Consider the following 22,465-nt stretch of genomic DNA (forward strand, 5'->3'; position numbering starts at 1 on the left):
GTTGAGGCGCGCTCGCCCGTGGAAGCTCGGCCGCTGCCGCCGCCGCGCCCGGCCCTGGTCTCGCCGCCCGTCCCGGCGGCGCCCGCGCCCGTGACGCAGGCCCGGCCCGCCGAGCCGTCCGGCCCGCGCCTGTCGCGGTTCGAGGACGTGGTGGCGTTGGCCGACGCGCGCCGCGACATCCTGCTGAAGTCGGCGCTGGAGCGCGAGGCGCACCTCGTGCGCTTCGAGGACGGCCGCATCGAGTTCCGGCAGGCGGAGGGCGGGCGCCCGTCGCTGCATGCCGACCTCGCCAAGGCGCTCGAACAATGGACCGGCCGGCGCTGGGTCGTCACGGCCTCGCGGGAAGCGGGCGCGCCGACGCTGGACGCACAGGCCCGCGCCGCGGTGGAGAGCCGCCGCGAGAACGCAGCCTCGCATCCGCTGGTGCGCGAGGTGCTGGCGCGCTTCCCCGGCGCACAGATCGTGGACGTGCGCGACACCGCGCCCGAGGCGCCGGCCGACCTCGAAGCGCCCGCCGGGCTCGACGGGGCCGGCCTCGAGGATGTCGAAGCCGACGACGCCTGACGCTGGCATCCGCCAGACCGGCTCCCCAGATCACGTCCTCACTTCGCAACCGAGAGACCGACCCGCATGCGCGACATCATGGGCATCATGAAGCAGGCTCAGGCCATGCAGGAGAAGATGGCCGGCATCCAGGCCGAGCTCGACACGGTCGAGGTTTCGGGCGCCTCCGGCGGCGGCTCGGTGCGCGTGACGATGACGGCCAAGGGGCTCGTCAAGGCGGTCGCGATCGATCCGAGCCTGATGGTCGCCGACGAGCGCGAGATCCTGGAGGATCTGGTCCTCGCCGCCGTCAACGACGCGCGGGGCAAGGCCGAGCAGGCGGCGCAGGAGCGCATGGCCGAGCTGACCAAGGGCCTGCCGCTGCCGCCCGGGATGAAGCTGCCGTTCTGATCGCGGGCGTTAGGCGGCGACGAGCAGGGCGGCGCCGGCGACGCCCGAGAGCACGAGGCGCAGGCGCCCGAGCCAGACCGGGACGAGGCCGCGCCGGACGAGGTCCTGGTCCACGATCCCCCAGGCGAGCACCAGGATGCCGAGGGTCCGCAGGTCCCACGGCGCCGGCGCGGCGAGCGCGGCCCAAGCCAGGAGCGAGGGGACGATGGCGATGAGGTAGTCGGCGTTGCCGGCGTTGCGCGCGGCGGCCGCGCCCCACCGGATGCCGCCGAGGAACGACGCGATCACCGCCCCGTAGGCCGAGAGGATCGTGCGCGGCGACAGGCCGATCGTGCCGAGGCCGCCGTCGCTGCCGCTGACGGCGAGCGCGGCGAAGCCCACGAACGGGATCAGCCCTGCGACGCCGAGGAGGACGGCGCCGGTCGGTACGGGGGAGACGCGCGCCATCCGATCTCCGGTTTGCCCGCTGCGGATCGGCGGTCGCCTATCGAATTACACGATTCTACGAACGCCGCGGCAGAGTGGTTCCCGCACTGCGGCATCATGGTCAAGCTTCGCCGCCACGGCCGTCGTCCCGGGCGGATCGCTGTGCGCTCAGACGCCTTTGCGGCCGGCCGGAGCGAGGGCGGGCGCCATCGGTGCCGGCGCGCCGAGGAGCGTCATCGGCCCGGCGGCGTCCTTCGAGACCGGGGGCTCGTTGACCGCGCGGTCGAGGCGGTGCGGCTTGAAGTTCGCGGTGAGGCTGCGCGCCGCGGCGAGGTCGGACGGGTTCAGCTTGGTCGCCACGTCGTCGCGCTTCTTGCCGGCATCCTCGTCGCCCTGTGCGGCGGCGGCGGCGAACCACGCGTAGGATTGCGCGAGGTCCTGGGTCAGGCCGAGGCCGCGGGCGTAGAGCACCGCGAGGTTGTACTGGCTGTCGCGGACGCCGTACTCGGCGCCTTGCCTGAACCACGAGGCGGCCGACGCGTAGTCCGGCTTGCCGGTGGCGCCCGGGTTCTCGGCGTAGATCACCGCGAGGTTGTGCATCGAGCGGGCATGGCCCTGCTCGGCGGCGCGGCCGTACCACATCTTGGCCTTGTCGAGGTCGCGCACGAGGCCGGCGCCCTTCTCGAAATGCCCGGCATACTTGTACTGGGCCGGCGCGTAGCCGGCGACGGCGAGCTTCTCGTAGAGCTTGGCCGCCAGCGACAGGTCGCGGGGCAGGCCGCGCCCGTCCGCAGCGCGCCCGGCGAGCTCCCAGACCGCGACGCCGTCGCCGTCCTGCGCCGCCTGGCGCAGCTTCGACAGGCCGGCGGGTAGGGCGGAGAGGTCGCCGGCGAGCGAGGCCATGCTCGACACCTGCGGCACCGCGCTCCTGGCCGAGGCCGGCTTCGCCTCGGCGGGGGTCGGAAGCGACTGGGTGGTCTGCGGGTCGGCCGGGATCGGGCGGGCCTCCGCCGGCATCGCCGGCTCGGGCTTCTCGGCCCGCGGCTCTGCCTTCGGCTCGGTCCTGGGCGCGGCGGTGTCGGCCAGCACCGTCGGCGGCTGGGTCGCGCGGGCGGCGTCGCCGTTCGAGGTCGGGCGCATGCTGATCGCCTGCAGGGCTCCGAGCGCGAGCACGATCGCCGCGAGGCCGAGCAGCAGCGGCCGGCGGCGGCGGTCGATCTCGGCGCGCAGGCGCGCGACGGGGCCGTCGCCCGCCGCCTCGACCACCGGCGCCGGCCGGCGGGCGGTGCGTGACTCGCGGCGCGCGGCCGAGAGGTCGGCCTCGGACGCGACCTCGGCCTGGGCGGCCTGGGCGGCGCGGCGCGCGGCGGCGATGAAGTTGGTCTTGATGTCGGCCCCGCCGTCCGCCTCGGCGGGCTCGGCGCGGTCGCGGGCGTGGCGCTCGCGCGGGGACGCGTCCTTGGACGGGCGCCCGGCGCCGGGTTCCAGCAGCTCGTCGCCGGCGCGCGACGCGTCCGGCGCTGTCGGTGCGCCGGCCGGGAGCTCCGGCCGGCGGGCGGTGCGGGGACGCGGCGCCTCGACGGTGGTGGAGGCGAGCAGGCGGTCCTCCAGCGGCACCGCGCGGGTGCCGATCGGGGCGCGGGCCGGCGCGGCGGCCGACGGTGCGTCGAGCCGCCCGGTCAGGCGCTCCAGGGCCGTCTGCACGCCTTCGAGCGTCGTGGCGAGGCGCTGGTCGGAGGCCGCCTGCCGGACCTGCATGTCGGCGAGGCCGGCGCGGAGCAGTCCGAACTCGCTCGTCTCGGCGGTCCCGCGCGCAGCACCGATGGAGTCGGCGACGGCGCTGCGGGTGGCGCGCGCCACGGCGGCCTCGATCGGCGCCTCGTCGCGCAAAGCGGAAACCTGCTCGAGCAGGTCGCCCATGGTCCGTTCCAGGCTCGCCAGCGACGGGTCGCCGCTGCGGGCGTCGAGCCGGTCGGCCAGCGACACGACCTGCTTCTCCAGGGCGTCGAGGCCGTCGTCGCCGGTGCGGGCGCCGACGCGGTCGACCTTGTCGGCGAGGTTGCGCAGCATCGCGTGGATCGATGCGACGTCGCCGCCCGGCATCGCCGGCTGGCGCAGGGATTCGCCCAGGCTTTCGCCGAGTCCTTCGAGCCGCCCGATCAGGTCGCCCACCGGTTGAGCGCTGACGCGGTCGACCTTGTCGGCGAGCGCGTCGATCCGCCCGAGGATCGCCTTCGAGCTGGCTGCGTCGGCGCCGCGCGCGCCGGCCTGCATCGCGTCGAGCTTCGAGGCGATCGCATCGATCTGGTTGACGAGGGCCGGCGAGGTGGGAGCGCTGGCGTTGAGTCCGCTGCGGATCTCCTCGAGGAGCGGACGCAGGGCGGTGTCGCTGCCTGCGCTCGCGGCCTTCTGAAGCTGGACGATCTGCGCGCTGATCGCCTGGACGCCGGCGGCGAGGCTCTGGATCCGCTCCGGCCCGGCGAGCGCCGCGATCAGGCGGCGGATCTCCTCCAGCTCGCCGAACAGGTTCTTCAGCGCGTCGTCGTCGACCGAGCTGCCGCGCCCGGCGGCGGCCGCGTCGAGGCGGGTCGCCAAGCGCTCGACCTCGCTGGCCACGCGGGTGTGGACGTTCTCGCTCACGTCGTCGGCGAGGCGCTCGACCTGCAGGCGGATCATCTCCATCGGCTCGGCGATGGCGGCCAAGTCGGCCGGCGCCCCGACGCGCTCGACGCCGCTGGCCAGCGAGATCACCGCCTGCTCCAGGGCGCCGAGGTCGCGGCGCGTGGCCAGATGGCCGATCGATTCGCGCAGGCGATGGGTCTCGCGCCGAAGCTCGGAGACCGCGGTCTCGGTCGCCGCGTGATCCTCGACGGTGGCGTCGAGGCGGCGGGCGAGGTCCTCGCGCATGGCGGCGACGACGCTGGCGCCGGAGCCCGAGCCGGAAACGGAGCCTTCGCCGAGCTCGCGCTGGCGCAGGCGGATGTCCTGGACGGCGTCCTGGATCTCGGCCGCAGCCGGGCGGCCGCGCCGGCCCGGGGGCCGGGTGGCGGCAAGCTGCTCGCCCAGCGCCGACATGCGGCGTTCGATGTCGCCCAGACGTTCGGCGACCTGCTGGACCGGGGCCGTGCTGGCGCCGATCGCCGCGCCGATGCGCGACTCGATGTCGGCGATCCGGCGCTGCGCCGCGTCCTCCACCGACAGGCGCTCCTCCGCCAGGGTGCGGTCGAGGCCGTCGATGCGGGCGAGCAGCGTCTGGATGGTCGCGCCGAAGGCGCCGTCCGAGGCGATTTCGGGGATGGCCCTGGCCGCAGGCTCGGCCCAAGCTGCCGCAGGCTCTGCCCAAGCTGTTTCAGGCTTGCTCGAAGCGGGCGAGGCCGGTGCGGCCGGCTCGGACCGCGCGAGGTCGGCGGGGGCGTGGCGCGGAGCCTTCGCTGAGGATTTCGCCTTGGCGGCACCGGGCTTGGCCCCGGGCCGGCCCTTGTCCGGGACGACGGAGGCGATCCACGTCTCCAGCGGCACGCCGGCGCGGCGCGCCACGTCTCGGGCAGCGTCGAGCACGTCGGGATCGAAGGTGTCGAAGCTCGGCGTCGCGGTTCGGGTCATCATCGGGCCTGCGTTCGGCGGCATTCGGCACCGGTTCCGGACGACATGCGCGGACGCTTGTGACGTGTCCGGAACGTGGGCCTCGGATCGGTTGTCGTGGACCATTAACTTTCTTGGTAAACACCCGGTTAAGACGGAGGCCGCGTGTCGCTATGGTTGAAAGCTCCGCATCGTGCCGCGCCCCCTTGCCCTCGCGCGGCCGGATAGTTTATATATGAACTATCGAGGGACCCACCGATCCGCGAGCGATCGGGCAGGGCCTCCGCCCAGCTGGAGGATGAAGAGATGCCGAGCTATCGCGCCCCGGTCGAGGACACCCTTTTCCTCCTCAACGACGTGCTCGGCTTCCACAACCACGCCAACCTCGCGGGCTTCGCGGACGCCACCCCGGACATGGTCGAGGCGGTGCTGAACGAGGGCGCCAAGCTCGCCGACTCGGTGCTGGCCCCGCTCAACCGGGTCGGCGACCTCGAAGGCTGCACCCGCCAGGCGGACGGCTCGGTGACGACGCCGAAGGGCTTCAAGGCGGCCTACGACGCCTACGCCCAGGGCGGCTGGATGGGCCTGTCGGTGCCCGAGGCATACGGCGGCCAGGGCTTGCCGCACACGCTGAACACCGCGATCCAGGAATTCGCCTCCGGCGCCAACCTCGCCCTCGGGATGTATCCGGGCCTGACGCAGGGCGCGATGGCGGCGCTCCTGGTGCACGGCTCGGACGAGCAGAAGGCCACCTACCTGCCGAAGATGGTCGAGGGCGCCTGGACCGGCACCATGAACCTGACCGAGCCGCATTGCGGCACCGATCTCGGCCTCCTGAAGACCAAGGCCGTGCCGAACGGCGACGGCTCCTACGCGCTCACCGGCACCAAGATCTTCATCTCGGCGGGCGAGCACGACCTCTCGGAGAACATCGTCCACCTCGTCATCGCCCGGATCGAGGGCGCGCCGGCCGGCACCAAGGGCATCTCGCTCTTCGTGGTGCCGAAGTTCCTGGTGAACGCCGACGGCTCGGTCGGCGCGCGCAACGGCGTGTCCTGCGGCTCGATCGAGCACAAGATGGGCATCCACGGCAATTCCACCTGCGTGATGAACTACGACGGCGCCACCGGCTGGCTCGTCGGCCAGGAGAACCGCGGCCTCAACGCGATGTTCGTCATGATGAACGAGGCGCGCCTCGCCGTCGGCGTTCAGGGCCTCGGCCAGTCCGAGGTCGCCTACCAGAACGCGGTCGCCTACGCGAAGGATCGGATCCAGGGCCGTTCGCTCACCGGTGCGAAGGCGCCCGAGAAGGCCGCCGACCCGATCATCGTCCACCCGGACGTGCGCCGCACGCTGATGGGCATCCGCGCCTTCAACGAGTCGGCCCGCGCGCTGATGCTCTGGACCGCGCTGCAGTCGGACGTCTCGCACCGCTCCGAGGACGCGAAGGAGCGCCAGACCGCCGACGACCTGCTCGGCCTGCTCACCCCGGTGGTCAAGGGCGTGCTCACCGACCGGGGCTTCGCCAACGCGGTCGAAGCCCAGCAGATGTTCGGCGGCCACGGCTACATCGAGGAATGGGGCATGTCGCAGTTCGTGCGCGATGCCCGCATCGCGATGATCTACGAAGGCGCCAACGGCATCCAGGCGATGGACCTGATCGGCCGCAAGCTCCCCAAGGACGGCGGCCGCGCGATGATGGCCTTCCTCGGCGAGGTCCAGGCCTTCATCAAGGACAACGACGAGGACGAGGCGCTGAAGGCCTATACCGGGCCGCTCCAAGCCGGGCTGAACGACCTGCAGGGCGCCACCATGTGGTTCATGCAGAACGCGTTCTCGAAGCCCGACAACGCCGGCGCCGGCGCCACCGACTACATGCACCTCCTCGGCCTCGTCGCGATGGGCTACATGTGGGGCAGGATCGCCAAGGCGGCGAACGCGAAGCTGGCCGAGCTGCCGGCGCGCATGGACGCCAAGCTCGCCACCGGCCGCTTCTACATGGAGCGGGTGCTGCCCGAGACCGCGATGCGCCTGGTGCGCATCAAGGCCGGCGCGGACTCGACCATGGCGGTGCCGGCCGAGGCGTTCTAAGGCGCAAGCCCTCCCTCTCCACCCTCTCGCGCAGGCGGGATGGGGGTACGCGGTGCGGCTGCGCAAGTCGGAAAGATCAAGGGAAACGCCATGACCGAGGCCTTCATCTACGACCACGTCCGCACCCCCCGCGGCCGCGGCAAGCCGGACGGGTCGCTGCACGAGGTCACGGCCTTGCGGCTGGCCGAGACGGCGCTGCGCGCGCTCAAGGATCGCAACGGGCTCGACACCAGTCGCGTCGACGACGTGGTGCTCGGCTGCGTCGACCCGGTCGGCGAGGCCGGCGGTGACATCGCCCGCGCCGCCGCGCTCGTCGCCGACTACGGCACCCACGTGCCGGGCGTGCAGATCAACCGCTTCTGCGCCTCGGGCCTCGACGCGATCAACTTCGCCGCCGCCCAGGTGATGGCCGGTCAGCACGACATGACGGTCGGCGGCGGCGTCGAATCGATGAGCCGCGTCGGCTTGGGCGCCTCGGGCGGCGCCTGGCCGGTCGACCCGGCGATCGCGATCAAGTCCTACTTCATGCCCCAGGGCGTCTCCGCCGACCTGATCGCCACCAAGTACGGGTTCAGCCGCGACGATTGCGACGCCTACGCGGTGCAGTCGCAGAAACGCTCGGGCAAGTCGTGGGCCGAGGGCCTGTTCAAGGGCTCGGTCGTGCCGGTGCGCGACGTGAACGGCATCACGCTGCTCGACCGCGACGAGCACATGCGGCCCGCGACCGACATGCAGTCGCTCGGCCAGCTGAAGGCCTCGTTCGTCCAGATGGGCCAGATGGGCGGGTTCGACGCGGTGGCCGTGGACGCCCACCCGGACGTCGAGGCGGTGGACCACGTCCACCATGCCGGCAACTCGTCGGGCATCGTCGACGGCGCCGCCGCGGTGCTGATCGGCTCGCGGGAGGCCGGGCAGGGCGCGGGCCTGAAGCCGCGAGCCAGAATCCGCGCCTTCGCCAACATCGGCTCCGACCCGGCGCTGATGCTAACCGGCCCTGTCGACGTGACCAAGAAGGTGCTGGCGCGCGCCGGGATGCAGCTGTCCGACATCGACCTGTTCGAGGTCAACGAGGCCTTCGCCGCGGTCGTGCTGCGCTTCCAGCAGGCGTTCGACCTCGATCCGGCCAAGGTCAACGTCAACGGCGGCGCCATCGCCATGGGCCATCCGCTCGGTGCCACCGGCGCGATGATCCTCGGCACCGTGCTCGACGAGCTGGAGCGCACCGGCAAGGAGCGCGCCCTGGTGACCCTGTGCATCGGCGCCGGCATGGGCACGGCGACCATCATCGAGCGGGTCTGACCCCGGGGGCCGGAACGGCCGGCGCGTTCCCTATTCCGGGCGAACGCTGCTAGAGCCGGCCCCGACCCGTGCCGGGAAACGGCAGGGACGACACGAACCTTTGGGAGAAACGATGACCCGCCTGCTCGCCACCCTGTGCCTGACGACTGCGCTCGCCCTTCCCATCGCCGCCCGCGCGGACGAGGCGGCCGACAAGGTCGCGGAAGCCAAGACGCTCGTCAGCAAGACGCTGATCAAGAACCTGAAGACCGGCTTCGACGCCGCGCTGGAGAAGACCGTCGCCGCGATGCCCGACGACAAGTCGGAGCCGGTCCGCAAAGAGCTGATGGCCGAGTTCGACAAGCAGAGCGGCATCATGATCGATGGCCTGTCGAAGGAATACGCGACGAAGTTCACGCTGCCGGAACTCAAGCACCTCAACGAGATCTACGAGGATAAGACCTACCTCAAGTTCCAGACCATCAACGCAGACCCGTCCTCGTCGGTGACGGCGATCTCGCAGGCCTCCGTCACCAAGCTGCTCAACATGCTGGCGATCGCGGCGGCGGGCGACAACACGCCGAAGCCCGGCGCACCGATGCCGACGCCGACGCCCGCCCCGGCGCCTGCGCCGGCCCCGACCCCGGCGCGCTGAGCCGGCGGCGGAGCGATCCGGGCATGTCCCTTCAAGCTGGCATGTGCCTTCACGCTGGCATGTCTCCTCAGCCCAGCTCAGGCGGCGCGCACGGATCGCTCCGACCCGGGAAAGCCCGCCACCTCCGGCAGACCTTCGAACAGGGGCTTGGCGAAGTGGTAGCCCTGGAACAACGTGATGCCGAGGTCGCGCAGGGCGTCGAGCTCGCCCTGCGTCTCGACGCCCTCGGCCAGAACCGAGACGCCGAGCGCGCGGGCGATGGCGACGAGGCCCGCCACGATGGCGCCGCGCCCGGCGTCGACGTCGATGCCGCGCAGCAGGTCCATGTCGATCTTGATCAGGTCGGGACGGAAGTTCGCCAGGAGGCTCAGCCCGGCATAGCCGGCGCCGAAATCGTCGAGCGCGGTGAGGAAGCCCTGACGCCGGTACTCGGCGACGATGCGCTTCACATGGGGGACGTCGCGGAAGCGCTCGTTCTCGGTGAACTCGAACATGATCCGGCGATGCTCGAAGCCGACCCGGCGCGCGGCCTCGAGCGAGGCGCGGATGCAGGCCGCCGGCTCGTAGACGGCGTTGGGCATGAAGTTGATCGACAGGCGCGTCGCGTCGTCCTTCGGGAACAGGCGGCCGGCGAGCTCGATCGCCTTGACCCGCGCGGCCTGGTCGAAGCGGTAGCGCGTCTCGTCCGTCACCCGGTCGAGGATGGAGGCGGCCGACTGCCCCCCCGGCCCGCGGACCAGGGCCTCGTAGCCCCAGACCCGACCCTCGGTCGTGTCGACGATCGGCTGGAACGCCATGGTGAAGGTGAAATCGAGTGCCTCGCCGTCGCGGCAGGCCCGGCACTTGGCCTCCGCGGCCTTGGCACCCGTCGTCTTGCCGTCCACGACCTGGGCATTGCTTAACATGGGTTACTTCCCGTTACTTGAACCCCGCACTCCTTCTGAAGCGCAACACTCTCCACACTGTTAACGCGCCGAACTTAAGTCCTTCAGCCACCCGAGGATCAGCGATGAATCTCCAGAACTTCCGCTTCGAGACCAATGCTGACGGCGTGGCGTTGGCGACCTGGGACTGCCCCGGACGCTCGATGAACGTCATCACTCAAGCGGTGATCGACGAGATCGAGGCCATCGTCGACGCGGTCGTCGCCGATCCGGCCGTGAAGGGCTGCGTCATCACCTCGGGCAAGGACAACTTCTCGGGCGGCGCCGACCTGACGATGCTGCAGGGGCTCGGGCTCGAATACGAGAAGCTCAAGCGCGAGCAGGGCGAGGAGCCCGCCATGCGCCACTTCTTCGAGGCCTCGCGCCGGCTCTCGCTGGTGTTCCGCAAGCTCGAGACCTGCGGCAAGCCCTTCGCGGCGGCGGTGAGCGGCATCTGCCTCGGCGGCGCGTTCGAGCTGGCCCTGTCGTGCCATCACCGCGTGGTCTCGGACGACCCGAAGACCCGCGTCGGCCTGCCCGAGATCAAGGTCGGCCTGTTTCCCGGCGGCGGCGGCACGCAGCGCGTCGCGCGGCTGATGCAGACGGGCGACGCACTGCAGATGCTGTTCAAGGGCGAGCAGATCCGGCCGGCCATGGCCAAGAGCATGGGCCTCGTCCACGAGGTCGCGGGCAAGGACGAGATCGTCGCCAAGGCCAAGGCCTGGATCCTGGCCGGCGGCTCGGCGGTGGCGCCCTGGGACGTCCCGAAGTTCAAGGCGCCCTCGGGCAAGGTCTACTCACCGGCCGGCATGATGATCTGGCCGCCGGCCAACGCGATCTACCGGCGCGAGACCCACGACAACTACCCGGCGGCGAAGGCCATCCTGGCCTCGGTCTACGAGGGCCTGCAGCTGCCGATGGATCTCGGCCTGAAGGTCGAGAGCCGCTACTTCGCGATGATCCTGCGCACCAAAGAGGCGGCGGCGATGATCCGCACGCTGTTCATCTCGATGGGCGAGCTGAACAAGGGCGCGCGCCGCCCGAAGGACGTCCCCGCCACGAGCCTCAAGAAGGTCGGCGTGGTCGGCGCCGGCTTCATGGGCGCCGGCGTCGCCTACGTCACGGCCAACGCCGGTCTCGACGTGGTGCTCGTCGACCAGTCGAGCGAGGCGGCCGAGAAGGGCAAGGCCTACGCCCACGCGCTGATCACCGGCCAGATCAACAAGGGCCGCGCCAAGACCGCGGACCGCGACGCGCTGCTCGCCCGCATCACGGCGTCCGCCGACTACGCGGACCTGGCCGATTGCGACCTCGTCATCGAGGCGGTGTTCGAGGACCCGCGGGTGAAGGCCGAGGTGATCGCCAAGGTCGAGGCGGTGATCGGCCCCGACACGATCTTCGCCTCCAACACCTCGACGCTGCCGATCTCCGGCCTCGCCAAGGCGTCGTCGCGCCCCGAGCAGTTCGTCGGCATCCACTTCTTCTCGCCGGTCGAGAAGATGATGCTCGTCGAGATCATCAAGGGCGAGGCCACCGGCGACCGGGCGCTCGCCACGGCTCTGGACTACGTCCGCACCGTGAAGAAGACCCCGATCGTCGTGAACGACGCCCGCGGCTTCTTCGCCAACCGCTGCGTCGGCGCCTACATCCTCGAGGGGCACAAGATGCTCAACGAGGGCGTGCCGCCCGCGATGATCGAGAACGCCGGCAAGATGGCCGGCATGCCGGTCGGCCCGCTCTCGCTGAACGACGAGGTGGCGTTGGACCTCGGCCTCAAGATCGCCAAGGCGACGGAGGCGCAGCTCGGGCCCGACGCGGTCGACCCGGCGCAGAAGGCGCTGCTCGTCGAACTCGTCGAGACCCAGGGCCGCCTCGGGCGCAAGAACAAGAAGGGCTTCTACGACTACCCGGAGGGCGCGCCCAAGCGCCTGTGGCCCGGCCTCAAGGACCTGCAGCCCACCCACCTCGACCCCGACACCCTCGACATCGCCGAGCTGAAGCACCGCCTCCTGGTGGTCCAGGCGCTGGAGGCCGCGCGCACGGTGGGCGAGGGCGTCATCACCGACCCGCGCGAGGCCGACGTCGGCTCGATCCTCGGCTTCGGCTTCGCGCCCTTCACCGGCGGCGCGCTGTCCTACATCGACTTCATGGGCGCGAAGGACTTCGTGGCGCTCGCCGAGGGCCTGGAAGCCAAGCACGGCCCGCGCTTCGCCGTGCCGGACAACCTGCGCGCCCTGGCCGAGACCGGCGGCACGTTCTACGGCGAGGCGGCGAAAAAGGCGGCGTGAAGCAAGCCTCGCTCCTCGCTCCCCGGGAGGAGCGACGCGTCCGCTTCTCCCCCGTCATCCCGGGGCGCCGAAGGCGAGCCCGGGATCCCGAGCCGCCGCGCATGCCGTTGGGGGCGGAACGCATCCGCTCCTTCGCCCACGGACGGCGGTTCTGGATTCCGGACTCTGCTTCGCAGCCCCGGAATGACGGCTCCTGTTTTGGATAGGGGGCGGACATCCCGCCTCACCCCACCGCGGCGAGCCGCCGCCGCAGAACCTCGACGTCGGCGTGGTTGTTCGACAGCAGATCGGTGATGTCGCCGACGACGAGGGCCTTCACGTGGCGGCAGCGCACCCCGTGGCGGCCGGCCATGCAGGTGCAGCGCAGCATCAACCCGCTCGTGCGGTCCTCCAGCGAGACCTCGTAGCGGTTGCCGGTGCTGCCGCGCATCGCGAAGCGCAGGGCGTCGGGCTCCGCGGGCTTCAGGGCGCGCAGGATGCGGCCGCTGATGGCGCCCGCGCCCGCCCGCGGCACCGCGGCGCTGCCGTCGATCCGCGTCGCCGGCAGCGACAGCACCCGCGACAGGTCGGGCACGTCCGCGGCCTCCGTCTGCCGGACGGCGGCGAGCGCGATCTCGGCGCAGGCGTAGGCGTCCTCGCCGGCGTCGTGGTGCTCGAAGCGGATGCCGAGGCGCCTTGCGACCTTGCCGAGCCCGCAGCCCTCCGGGTCCGGGAACACGCGCCGGGCGACCTGGACCGTGCAGAGGTAGCGCAAGGGAGGCGCCGGTAGCCCGCAGGCCTGGAGCGAGGCCCGCAGCACGCCGATGTCGAAGCTCGCGTTGTGGGCGAGGATCAGCCCGCCGGCGAGGTCGGGCAGGAACTCGGCGACCGCCTCGCCGAAGCCGGGCTTGTCGCGCACGTCGGCCGGGACGATCCCGTGGACGCGGATGTTGCCGGGCGCGAACCGCAGCTCCGGCGGCCGGATCAGCCGGGACGCGCGCCGGACCACGCGGCCCCCCTCGATCCAGGCGAGCCCGATCGCGCAGGCGCTGTCGCGCCGCTCGTTGGCGGTCTCGAAGTCGAGGGCGACGACGGTCATGAGCCCAGGGACGGCCGCGAGGATGTCATGCCCCAGGTCTATGACCCGGCGACTCGCGCTTCAAGCGGCTGCGACCATCGCGAGCCATTCGTCTTCCGAGACGACGCGCACCCCGTGCTTCTCGGCATCCTTCAGCTTCGAGCCGGCGCCGGGGCCGGCGACGACGAGGTCGGTCTTGGCCGAGACCGAGCCCGAGACCTTGGCGCCGAGGCGCTCGGCGGTGGCCTTGGCCTCGTTGCGGGTCATCTTCTCCAGAGTCCCGGTGAAGACCACCGTCTTGCCGGAGAACGCCGCGGTGCTCGCGGACGCCTCCATCGGGGCGACCTGGACCTCCTTGAGCAGCGCCGACACGGCGGCGTCGTTGTGCGGCTCGGAGAAGAACGCGATCAGCGAGTCGGTCGCCACCGGGCCGATCTCGCCGTCGTCGGCGAAGACCCGGTAGGCGTCGCCGGGGCGCTGCTCGGCGGCCCGCGCGATCGCCGCGCGCACCGCGTCCAGGCTGCCGTAATGCGCGAGCAGGCTCGCGCGCTGGCTGGTGCTGAACCGGATCTTGCCGGCCTCCGTCGGCGCGGCCTCGCCCTCGTCGGTATCGCCCGCCTCCGCCGGAAGGCCGGCCTCGAGCAGCCGGTCGCGGGTGGTCGGCCCGATGCGCGGCACCGCGGAGAATTCGATCCAGTCCGGCCCGGCCTGCGCGTCGGCTGCGGCCCGCAACGCCTGCTTCAGGGCGGAAAAATCCGAGAACCGCTTGGCCAGCGCCTTGGCGGTCGACTCGCCGATGTCGGGTATGCCCAGCGCGAACAGGAAGCGGTTCATCGGCAGGCGGCGGCGCTCGGTGACCGCGGCGAGCAGGTTGTGGATCGCCTTGTCCTCCTCCTCGCCCTTCTTCTTCGTCGGCTTCTTCGGCGCCGGAGCCCCCTCCGCCCGGCGCTCCGCCGACAGGGCCTCGCGGCGCGCGACGATCGCCGCCTTCAGCGGCTCGAACTCCAGGGTGAACAGGTCGGCGGGCTGGCGCACGAGGCCGGCCTCGAACAGCACCTCGATGTAGGTCTGTCCGAATCCTTCGAGGTCGAAGCCGTTGCGCGAGACGAAGTGCTTCAGGCGCTCGACGCCTTGCGCCGGGCAGATCAGCCCGCCGGTGCAGCGCCGCACCGCGTCGGGCTTGCCGGTGCGTGGGTTGATCTCGCGCACCGCCTTGCTGCCGCAGGCCGGGCAGGTCTCGGGGAAGACGAAGGGCCGGGCGTCGGCCGGGCGCTTGTCGAGTACCACGTCCATCACCTTGGGGATCACGTCGCCGGCCCGCAGCACCACAACGGTGTCGCCGACGCGGATGTCGCGGCCGTCGCGGATCGGCTCGCCGTCCCCGCCGACGCCCTTCACGTAGCCCTCGTTGTGCAGCGTCGCGTTCGAGACCACGACGCCACCCACCGTCACCGGGCGCAGCCGCGCGAGCGGGTTGAGCGAGCCGGTGCGGCCGACGTTGATGTCGATGCCCTCGACCACGGTGAACGCCTCCTGCGCGGCGAACTTGTGGGCCAGCGCCCAGCGGGGGCTGCGCGAGACGAAGCCGAGCCGCTTCTGCAGGGCGAGGTCGTCGACCTTGTAGACGACGCCGTCGATGTCGTAGCCGAGCGTCGGCCGGTCCGCCTCGATCGTTCGGTAATGCGCGATCATGCCGGCGGCGTCGGCACAGGTGACGGTCAGCGGGTTCACCGGCAGGCCCCAGGCGCGAAACAGCGCCATCACCCCCGATTGCGTCCCCTCGAAGGGCGGCACCACCTCGCCCCAGGCGTAGGCGAAGAACTTGAGCGGTCGTGAGGCGGTGATCGACGGGTCGAGCTGGCGCAGGGAGCCGGCGGCGGCGTTGCGCGGGTTGGCGAAGAGCGGCTTTCCCGCAGCCTCCTGGCGGGCGTTGATCGCGGCGAAATCCGCGTGCGAGAGGTAGACCTCGCCGCGCACCTCGCAGATTGCCGGCCAGCCGCTGCCGGCGAGCGCCTGCGGGATGTCCTCGACCGTGCGGGCGTTGGCCGTGACGTTCTCGCCGGTCTCGCCGTCGCCGCGGGTGGCGGCGGTGACGAGGCGCCCGTCCTCGTAGCGCAGGGACAGCGACAGCCCGTCGATCTTCGGCTCGGCGGTGAAGGCGAGCGGCGCCTCCGGCCGGTTCAGGAACCGGCGCACGCGGGCGACGAACTCCTCGACCTCCTCGTCGGCGAAGGCGTTGCCGAGGGAGAGCATCGGGACGGCATGGCGCACCTTGGCGAATTTTTCGGACGGCTTCGCGCCGACCGCCGTGCTCGCCAACCCGGTGCCGGCGAGATCGGGGACTTGCGCTTCCAGCGTCTCCAGCTCCCGGCGCAGGGCATCGTAGGCGGCATCCGAGATCTCGGGCGCATCCTCCTGGTGGTAGAGCCGGTCGGCCTCGGCGATCTCAGCGGAGAGGGCGGCGTGGCGCGCCCGCGCCGCGTCCGCGGTGAGCGTCGGGCTGGGCGCATTGGATTTTCGCGCGTCGGACTTCTCGGCGTCGGACTTCTCAGCGTCGGACTTGGTCGTGGCGGAGTTGGGCTTCGGCATCGGGCTCAGGACTTCCGCGTTGGGCGATCGGGCTTCTAACCGATTTCCCTCCGGCCGAGATCACTTCCCGAGCGAGCCGAAGCGTCGCGATGCACAGGGATCGCGCGTGGCTGGCGCGGCCGGGGCAGGATCAGCTCCGGGCGCCGCACCAGCGCCGCGGCCCCGAGCAGGACCAGCCCGGCGAGGATCGCGACCAGCGACAGGGGCAGCACCGGCATCAGCGCGCCGGAGGCCGCGCCGCCGGCGACGGAGCCGAGGTTCATCACCGCCATGAATACCTCGAACTGCGTCGCCGCGCCGGCGCGTCCGCGGCTCGCCTGCATCAGCGCCGGCACCAGGGCGACGATCAGCAGGCCGGGCAGGACGTTGGTGAAGCCGAGGATCAGCGGCCCGGCCGACCCGGCCAGGCCCGCCGCGATCAGGGCGGCGGTGGCGAGGAACGCGGCGGCGCTCGCCAGGAACAGGGCGCGCAGCGCCGGCAGCGGCCCGGCGCGGTCGCACCACGACCCGATGGCCACGGCACCCACCGTCCCGCCCGCGAAGGCGAGGCCGGCCTGGAGCCGCGACAGGGCGGCGGCATCCCAGCCCTGCGCCTGCACGAGGGCGACGGAGAACGGCAGCTCGAACAGCGCGAGCGCGCCGTCGATCGAGAAGCACAACGCGACGAGCCGCAGGGCGTGCGGCCGGCGCAGGCCAAGGCCCAGCCGGCGCAGGAACCGCCCGAACGGCACGTTCCGCCCGGCGTCGGCGCCGACGCGGCGCGCCGACGAGAGGAAGGCGTCGCCCGGCGCCTCGCGCACCAGCAGGATCGGCAGGCTGGCGAAGATCGCGGCCGCGAGCAGGCACAGGGCTCCGAACCGGAACCCGTAGGCCGCGAGCAGCCAGCCGAACAGGCCGGCGCCGAGGCTGGTGCCGGCGACGAACCCGGCCCGGGTGCAGGCGCTCATCCGCCCGAGCTCGCCCTGTGGGACATGGTCCATCACCATCCGGTCGCAGGCGGTGTCGAGCAGGGCGGCGAAGGTGCTGTGGGCGAGGAACACGAGGCCGAGCGCGCCGAGCGACCGCTCGCCGGGCACGAGCAGCAGCCCGGCCAGCGCCAGGTGGCAGCCGAGGATCGCGAGCACGCTCCAGGCGCGGCGCCGCCCCATCGCGAACCGGCTCGCGCGATCGACCAGCGGCCCCCACAGGATCGGCTGGACCGTCCAGGGCAGGCCGGCGATGGCGAAGTGAAGGCCGACCTCCGCGCTCGACACGCCCTGCGCCGCCAGATGGTTGGCGAGCGCCGTGAGGGAGAATCCAGCGACCAGGCCCTGGTAGAAGTAGGTGGCGAAGAACACGCCGTAGCGCGTCCTGCGATCCTGCAGGGTCGGCAGCCGAACCGACGACCGACCTGACGACCACCGTGCGGCCGCACCGGCTTGCGGACCCGGCCGCACGGGCGGATCCTCGCCGCCGCTCATCGCCGAAGGTCTTTCATTGCACGCGCACCCGCTCCGCCCCGATCCTACGACGGAAGCCGGCCGAACGCGCGCGCCTTTCGCTCCCCCCGCAGAGAGGGGAGCGAACAGCAGGTTTCCGGCGCCGGCATCATGAGCGACGGTTGGATCGTCACCGAACCCGGCCCCACCGATACGATCCAGATCTGGAGCGTCGACCTCGCCCTGTCCACGGATCGGCTCGCGCGCTGCGATGCCTGGCTTTCGCCCGCGGAGGCCGCCCGCGCCGGCCGCTTCCTCCGGGCGGAGGATCGCGACCGGTCCCGCGTGAGCCACGCGGCGCTCCGCCTGATCCTCGCCCATGCGCTCGGCGTGGCGGCCGAGGCGCTCGCCTTCGCGCCGGGGCCGGCCGGCAAGCCGGAGCTGGCCGGGGCACAGGCGGGCGCGCTGCACTTCAACCTGTCGCATTCGGGCACACGCGCCCTCGTCGGGGTCTCGCCCAAAGCCGCGATCGGGGTCGACGTCGAGGCGCTGCGCCCGGTTCCCGACGCGTTGCGCATCGCTCGTGCGCATTTCGCGCGCGCGGAAGCCGAGGCGCTGGCAGCCCTGCGGCCCGAAGAAGTCGATGCGGCCTTCACCGGATTGTGGACACGCAAGGAGGCGGTGGTGAAGGCGCTGGGGGCTGGCCTGTCCCTGCCGCTCGACCACCTCGCCCTGACCCTGCCGCCGGCGCCGCCGCGCCTCGTCGCGATCGTCGGCGACGACCCCGAGGCCTGGAGCCTCCACCACCTCGAACCCGGCCCCGGCACGGTCGGCACCGCGGCGATCCGCGCAGCCGGCGCCACCATCGCCCGCTGCGCGCTGCCGGAGGATTGGCTGGACCGCCACCCGCGCTGAGCGTGCGAAACGGCGACCCCGTGCGAGATGCCGCTTGCGGCCGACCCTGGCCCCGGTTATACCCCCGCTCGCTGGCGAAGCCGCCGGCCGTCGGAGTGTAGCGCAGTCTGGTAGCGCACCACGTTCGGGACGTGGGGGTCGCAGGTTCAAATCCTGCCACTCCGACCAAAGTTTCCTTTCGGAAACGGGTCTTCCCGGCTCAGAGAGCATCAGCACAATCAAAGGTTTGCGCGAGAGCCGCGCAATCGGTTCGCCGCCGACCGGAAATGCCGGGACCTGTTCCACCTCAGCCTCTATCGCGAGATCGACACCGGCATCTCGATCGTCCGGAGGCGCGATGCGCTACGGGATCAAACGCCGCTCACCTGACCGGTATCTTTGGTCGAGCCGCGTGGAAGGCAATCGCGTGGCGGTCGTCATGGATTGACAGATCTCATATATTTAAAAATAAATATATTACGTCTTGGTTTTGATATAACAAATCGACATTGAATTTATGTTTCGATCGATTTATTGATCAAGTCGAATTTATTGGTACAAAAAGTCAATGGATAGACGCGTGAAACGGCGAGATGCCGGTGCCAGATTAATGGCATCGACGTCTCGTTCGATCAAGCAAGCTGCAGCAACGGAAATCTTGACCCGCTAGTGCCGCGCCAGGCGGTGCAGAGCCTGGAGGAAGACGTCCACGTCCTCGCGGGTGTTGTAGAAGGCCAGCGAGGCGCGGATCGATTGGTCGACGCCGAAGCGTCGCAACGCCGGCAGGGCGCAGTGGTGGCCGGAGCGGACGGCGACGCCGTGGCGGTCGAGATGGTGGGCCACCGCTTCGTTCGCCTGGCCTTCGATCGTGAAGGACATCACGCTGGCCTTCTCGCGGGCGGTGCCGATCAGGCGCAGGCCCTTGATGTCGGCGAGACCCGCTTGCGCGTAGTCGAGCAGGTCGTGCTCGTAGGCGGCGATGGCCGGGAGGCCGGCGCTCTCCAGGTAGTCGAGCGCCGCGCCGAGGCCGACGGCGCCGGCGATATCGGGTGTGCCCGCCTCGAACTTCTCGGGCGCGCCCTTGTAGACCGTCCTGGTGAAGGTGACGTCCTCGATCATGTGGCCGCCGCCTTGCCACGGCGGCATCGCCTCGAGCAGGTGCGTCTTGCCGTAGAGGGCGCCGATGCCGGTCGGCCCGAACACCTTGTGACCGGAGAAGACCACGAAGTCGGCATCGAGCGACTGCACGTCGATCGGGATGTGCGGCGTGGACTGCGCGGCGTCCAAGAGCACCGGCACGCCGTAGGCGTGGGCCAGCGCGATGATCTCGCGGACTGGGTTCACCGTGCCGAGCGCGTTGGCGACGTGGGTCACCGATACGATCTTGGTCCTCCCTGAGAGCAGGGCCGCGTATTGCTCGAAGATGATCTCGCCGCGATCGTTGACCGGGATCACGCGCAGGGTCGCGCCGGTGGCCTGGCTGAGCAGCTGCCAGGGTACGATGTTGGCATGATGCTCGATCGTCGAGACGATGATCTCATCGCCCGGCCCGATGTTGGCGCGTCCGTACGAGTTCGCCACGAGGTTGATCGCCTCGGTGGTGCCGCGCACGAAGACGATGTCGTCCTTCGATGGGGCGTTGAGGAAGCGGCGCACCTTATCGCGGCCGCCCTCGAACAGGTCGGTCGAGCGGGCGGCCAGCGTGTGCGCGGCCCGGTGGATGTTCGAGTTGTGGCGGGCGTAGAATTCGGAGGTCGCGTCGATGACCGATTGCGGCTTGTGCGTGGTCGCCGCGTTGTCGAGCCAGACCAGCCGATGCCCGTTGACGCTCTGGTGAAGGGCCGGAAAGTCCTTGCGGACACGCTCGACGTCGAAGGGGGCGCCGACCAGGCTCGACGGGGTCGAGGTGACCCGCGGAACCGGGCCGTGATGCCGTGAAGGCTCGACGCGGGGCGCGGCCTGCGGCTTGGCGTGCGGCTTGGCGTTCCGCGGCGATCCCGTCAGGAAGTAATAGTCGCCCGACGTGAACGGCTGGTCGCCGCCATGCTCCACCGTCCGCACGGGGTCGCCGGAAGGGCGGCCCGTGCGTTGGAAGTTCTCCTGGGCGACGTCGACGCCGGCCTTCGACGGGTCGGCCGGCACGAGGCTCGGCGCGACGGCGCTGGCGAAGGCGTTCGCGCGCGGATGATCCGCCGCGATCTGTCGATGCAGGTCGGGTCCGCCGGGGAGGAAGGCGGCCACGTCCGGCAGGTTCGGCACGAAGAATTCCGGCAGGCCGTGCCGCGCTGACGGAACGCCGCGCTGCGACGCCAGCGGGTCCGCGAGCGGATGCACCGACGGGATCGTCGCCGTGTCGAGGAAGCCGGCGCCGGCGGGCGCGGGCGTCCCGCCGAACGGGCTCGCCGCGGAAGGCCCCGTCGAGCCCGGAATCCCGACGGCAGGGCCGCCGACATTGCGCGCGCCGAGGGGGGGCCGAGGCCGGCACCCGGCAGCGAGGGCTGTCCGGGGCCCTGGGGAAGGCTCTCCAGGCCCTGCGGCAGTTGCGGCGAGGCCGGCGGCGACGGGGCGAACGGCGCGGACGCCGCCTGCCCCTGGCCGTAGATCTCGCGGGCGAGGCGCCCGACGAGGTCGGCGTGGGCTAGGGACGCGGCGCTGTCGCCCGTGGGGATGCCGATGGCGGACGTGCTCAACGCGCCGGCCTCAGGCGTAGTCATGGTAGTTGCCGAGCAGCACGTTATCGAGGCGTGCGATCGCATCCTCGACCAGGACCGCAGCAGAGAAGTAGCGGGTCACCAGGTGTGAGGCGATGGAATGGTCGTTGGTGCCCATGTAGCGCACCGACAGGCCCGGTTCGATCTCGCCGGTGACGCCGGACTTCTGCAGGCCGACGACGCCCTGCTCGCCTTCGCCGACGCGCAACAGCAGGATCGAGGTGGTCTGCGCGCCGGTGGCCGGGTCGACGTCGATCGGTAGCTTGTCGCTCGGCACCAGCGGCACGCCGCGCCAGGTGAGGAACGGGGCGCCGAACAGGTGCACCACGACCGGCGGCACGCCGCGGCGGGTGGCCTCGCGGCCGAAGGCGGCGATGGCGCGGGGGTGGGCGACGAAGAAGGCGGGCTTCTTCCAGACGAGGGTCAGCAACTCGTCGAGGTCGTCCGGGGTCGGCGGACCCGAGCGGGTCGGGATGCGCTGGCGCCCGCCCACTTCGTTGAGGAGGCCGAACTCGGAGTTGTTAAGCAGCTCCCACTCCTCGCGCTCCTTCACGGCATCCACCGTCAGGCGGATCTGCTCGCGGAGCTGGTCGATCTCGTTCGAGTAGAGATCGGTGACGCGGGTATGGGTGTTGAGGATCGTCTGGATCGTCGAAAGATGGTACTCGCGCGGATCGATCTCGTAGTCGACGAAGGTCGTCGGCAGGCGCGGCGCGCCGGTGTGCACGGCCAGCAGCTCGATGCCCTGCTCGCCGTGGCTGTTGGTGTGGCCCTTCAGGCGGTCGCGCTCCTCGACATAGTGCGCGATGCGGTTCTTGACCGCGTCGTCGTCGAGCGCCGCGCGGTCGAGGGTCAGCAGCGTCACCGCCGAGAGCGCCTTGACGGCCGGTGCGGGCTGGCCGTCGCCGACGAGGGTTTCGTCGCCGAAGAAGTCGCCGCGGGTGGCCAGCCCCGAGCGCAGGCGGTTCTTGTACGGGCCCGACAGCGAGAGCTCGACGGTGCCGTCGGCGACGACGGTCAGGCTGCGGTCGCCGGCGCCGCCTTCCGAGATCGTCTCCCCGGCGTTGTGCCGGCTCTCGGTGAACTTGCCGGCGAGCGCGGACAGCTCGGCGTCGCCCAGGCGGCTGAACGCCGGCACGGCGCGGAGCGAGGCGGGACTGATCGTGCGGGCGTTGCCGTCCGTGGCGAGGTCGATGCGGCCGGGTTTGGCCAGCACCACGGCGCGCCGGTTCACGCGGTAGACGCCGCCGTCCACGTTGACGAAGGGCAGCAGCCGCAGGAGCCAGCGCGGGGTGTTCGCGAGGTTCTGGACCGAGGTGACGGTCGCGGTCGATAGATTGCGTGCTGCCGATGCGCCCACGCTCAGTCCTTGTCCGCTCATGTCCGGTCGTCCCCACTTTGTTTTTGAATTGTGTCGCGCCCTCTGAAGAACAGGCGCGATCGATCAGCCGCATTTACGCTGCGTTGAGAGCAAGAGCGCTCGGCTAAGAAATCGAATGATTGACATCCCGTTGCGAAACCTATGTAGCATCGGGATAGAACGACGGTTTAGCCTCGACTGCGACGCATCGTCAATAGAAGAATATTCCGAATTTGTGG

At 71.2% G+C, this 22,465-nt stretch carries 13 protein-coding genes, 1 tRNA gene and 2 pseudogenes; 8 read left to right on the top strand and 8 right to left on the bottom strand.

What is annotated here, in order from left to right; all coding sequences use genetic code 11:
• Both FV226_RS17590 and FV226_RS17595 read left to right on the top strand, forming a co-directional pair.
• A pseudogene (locus tag FV226_RS17590) lies at positions 1-564 on the top strand (DNA polymerase III subunit gamma/tau); the annotation flags it as partial.
• A gap of 66 nt (positions 565-630) precedes the next feature.
• Complete coding sequence (locus FV226_RS17595; RefSeq protein WP_147754753.1) at positions 631-954, top strand: YbaB/EbfC family nucleoid-associated protein; 324 nt, start codon at positions 631-633, stop codon at positions 952-954.
• Between the two features lie 9 nt (positions 955-963).
• On the opposite strand, the gene FV226_RS17600 is transcribed toward FV226_RS17595, so the two are convergent.
• Both FV226_RS17600 and FV226_RS17605 read right to left on the bottom strand, forming a co-directional pair.
• Complete coding sequence (locus FV226_RS17600) at positions 964-1,401, bottom strand: DUF3429 domain-containing protein (RefSeq protein ID WP_147763909.1); 438 nt, start codon at positions 1,399-1,401, stop codon at positions 964-966.
• 147 nt (positions 1,402-1,548) lie between these two features.
• A complete protein-coding gene (locus FV226_RS17605; protein WP_348644115.1) occupies positions 1,549-4,986 on the bottom strand; it encodes a hypothetical protein in 3,438 nt (1,145 codons plus the stop codon).
• A 282-nt stretch (positions 4,987-5,268) separates the two neighbouring features.
• Here FV226_RS17605 and FV226_RS17610 point away from each other — a divergent pair, with 282 nt between their 5' ends.
• From FV226_RS17610 to FV226_RS17620, 3 genes are all read left to right on the top strand, one after another.
• Positions 5,269-7,053 carry an acyl-CoA dehydrogenase C-terminal domain-containing protein gene (locus tag FV226_RS17610; protein ID WP_147763910.1) on the top strand — a complete coding sequence of 595 codons (1,785 nt, stop codon included), beginning with the start codon at positions 5,269-5,271 and terminating at the stop codon, positions 7,051-7,053.
• A gap of 90 nt (positions 7,054-7,143) precedes the next feature.
• The gene (locus FV226_RS17615; protein WP_147763911.1) at positions 7,144-8,352 is read left to right on the top strand and encodes an acetyl-CoA C-acetyltransferase; all 1,209 of its coding nucleotides are present in this window, start codon (positions 7,144-7,146) and stop codon (positions 8,350-8,352) included.
• A gap of 112 nt (positions 8,353-8,464) precedes the next feature.
• Complete coding sequence (locus FV226_RS17620; RefSeq protein WP_147763912.1) at positions 8,465-8,986, top strand: hypothetical protein; 522 nt, start codon at positions 8,465-8,467, stop codon at positions 8,984-8,986.
• Positions 8,987-9,063: 77 nt separating this feature from the next.
• Here the strand turns inward: FV226_RS17620 and FV226_RS17625 are convergent, their stop codons facing one another.
• Positions 9,064-9,783 (bottom strand): EAL domain-containing protein, encoded by a 720-nt coding sequence (locus FV226_RS17625; protein ID WP_246685556.1) that lies wholly within the window; start codon positions 9,781-9,783, stop codon positions 9,064-9,066.
• Positions 9,784-9,995: 212 nt separating this feature from the next.
• On the opposite strand from FV226_RS17625, the gene FV226_RS17630 reads away from it, so the two are divergent.
• Positions 9,996-12,197: an FAD-dependent oxidoreductase gene (locus tag FV226_RS17630; protein ID WP_147763914.1), complete on the top strand. Its 2,202-nt coding sequence runs from the start codon at positions 9,996-9,998 to the stop codon at positions 12,195-12,197.
• A gap of 223 nt (positions 12,198-12,420) precedes the next feature.
• Here FV226_RS17630 and FV226_RS17635 read toward each other — a convergent pair whose 3' ends face one another.
• Genes FV226_RS17635 through FV226_RS17645 form a run of 3 tightly spaced genes read right to left on the bottom strand, consistent with a single transcriptional unit; the run spans position 12,421 to position 17,180 of the window.
• Positions 12,421-13,275, bottom strand: a complete 855-nt coding sequence (locus FV226_RS17635; RefSeq protein WP_147763915.1) for a 3'-5' exonuclease — start codon at positions 13,273-13,275, stop codon at positions 12,421-12,423.
• A gap of 60 nt (positions 13,276-13,335) precedes the next feature.
• Positions 13,336-15,843, bottom strand: a complete 2,508-nt coding sequence (gene ligA / locus FV226_RS17640; protein WP_147763916.1) for an NAD-dependent DNA ligase LigA — start codon at positions 15,841-15,843, stop codon at positions 13,336-13,338.
• A gap of 35 nt (positions 15,844-15,878) precedes the next feature.
• Complete coding sequence (locus tag FV226_RS17645) at positions 15,879-17,180, bottom strand: MFS transporter (protein ID WP_246691643.1); 1,302 nt, start codon at positions 17,178-17,180, stop codon at positions 15,879-15,881.
• A gap of 252 nt (positions 17,181-17,432) precedes the next feature.
• Here FV226_RS17645 and FV226_RS17650 point away from each other — a divergent pair, with 252 nt between their 5' ends.
• Positions 17,433-18,176, top strand: a complete 744-nt coding sequence (locus tag FV226_RS17650) for a 4'-phosphopantetheinyl transferase superfamily protein (protein WP_147763918.1) — start codon at positions 17,433-17,435, stop codon at positions 18,174-18,176.
• 91 nt (positions 18,177-18,267) lie between these two features.
• Positions 18,268-18,344 (top strand) — tRNA-Pro (locus FV226_RS17655).
• A gap of 477 nt (positions 18,345-18,821) precedes the next feature.
• Here the strand turns inward: FV226_RS17655 and FV226_RS17660 are convergent.
• Both FV226_RS17660 and FV226_RS28985 read right to left on the bottom strand, forming a co-directional pair.
• Positions 18,822-20,869: pseudogene (locus FV226_RS17660) on the bottom strand (family 2A encapsulin nanocompartment cargo protein cysteine desulfurase).
• Positions 20,856-22,247 (bottom strand): family 2B encapsulin nanocompartment shell protein, encoded by a 1,392-nt coding sequence (locus tag FV226_RS28985; protein WP_147750647.1) that lies wholly within the window; start codon positions 22,245-22,247, stop codon positions 20,856-20,858. Before FV226_RS28985 ends, FV226_RS17660 begins: the two are co-directional and overlap by 14 nt.
• Positions 22,248-22,465 lie beyond the last annotated feature (218 nt).

It is taken from the genome of Methylobacterium sp. WL12 (assembly GCF_008039475.1).
Classification (GTDB): Bacteria; Pseudomonadota; Alphaproteobacteria; order Rhizobiales; family Beijerinckiaceae; genus Methylobacterium; species Methylobacterium cerastii.

Coding starts and splice junctions, on each gene's coding strand:
- FV226_RS17595 (WP_147754753.1), top strand. CDS start 631: ATGCGCGACATCATGGGCATCATGAAGCAGGCTCAGGCCATGCAGGAG.
- FV226_RS17600 (WP_147763909.1), bottom strand. CDS start 1,401: ATGGCGCGCGTCTCCCCCGTACCGACCGGCGCCGTCCTCCTCGGCGTC.
- FV226_RS17605 (WP_348644115.1), bottom strand. CDS start 4,986: ATGATGACCCGAACCGCGACGCCGAGCTTCGACACCTTCGATCCCGAC.
- FV226_RS17610 (WP_147763910.1), top strand. CDS start 5,269: ATGCCGAGCTATCGCGCCCCGGTCGAGGACACCCTTTTCCTCCTCAAC.
- FV226_RS17615 (WP_147763911.1), top strand. CDS start 7,144: ATGACCGAGGCCTTCATCTACGACCACGTCCGCACCCCCCGCGGCCGC.
- FV226_RS17620 (WP_147763912.1), top strand. CDS start 8,465: ATGACCCGCCTGCTCGCCACCCTGTGCCTGACGACTGCGCTCGCCCTT.
- FV226_RS17625 (WP_246685556.1), bottom strand. CDS start 9,783: ATGGCGTTCCAGCCGATCGTCGACACGACCGAGGGTCGGGTCTGGGGC.
- FV226_RS17630 (WP_147763914.1), top strand. CDS start 9,996: ATGAATCTCCAGAACTTCCGCTTCGAGACCAATGCTGACGGCGTGGCG.
- FV226_RS17635 (WP_147763915.1), bottom strand. CDS start 13,275: ATGACCGTCGTCGCCCTCGACTTCGAGACCGCCAACGAGCGGCGCGAC.
- ligA (WP_147763916.1), bottom strand. CDS start 15,843: ATGCCGAAGCCCAACTCCGCCACGACCAAGTCCGACGCTGAGAAGTCC.
- FV226_RS17650 (WP_147763918.1), top strand. CDS start 17,433: ATGAGCGACGGTTGGATCGTCACCGAACCCGGCCCCACCGATACGATC.
- FV226_RS28985 (WP_147750647.1), bottom strand. CDS start 22,247: ATGAGCGGACAAGGACTGAGCGTGGGCGCATCGGCAGCACGCAATCTA.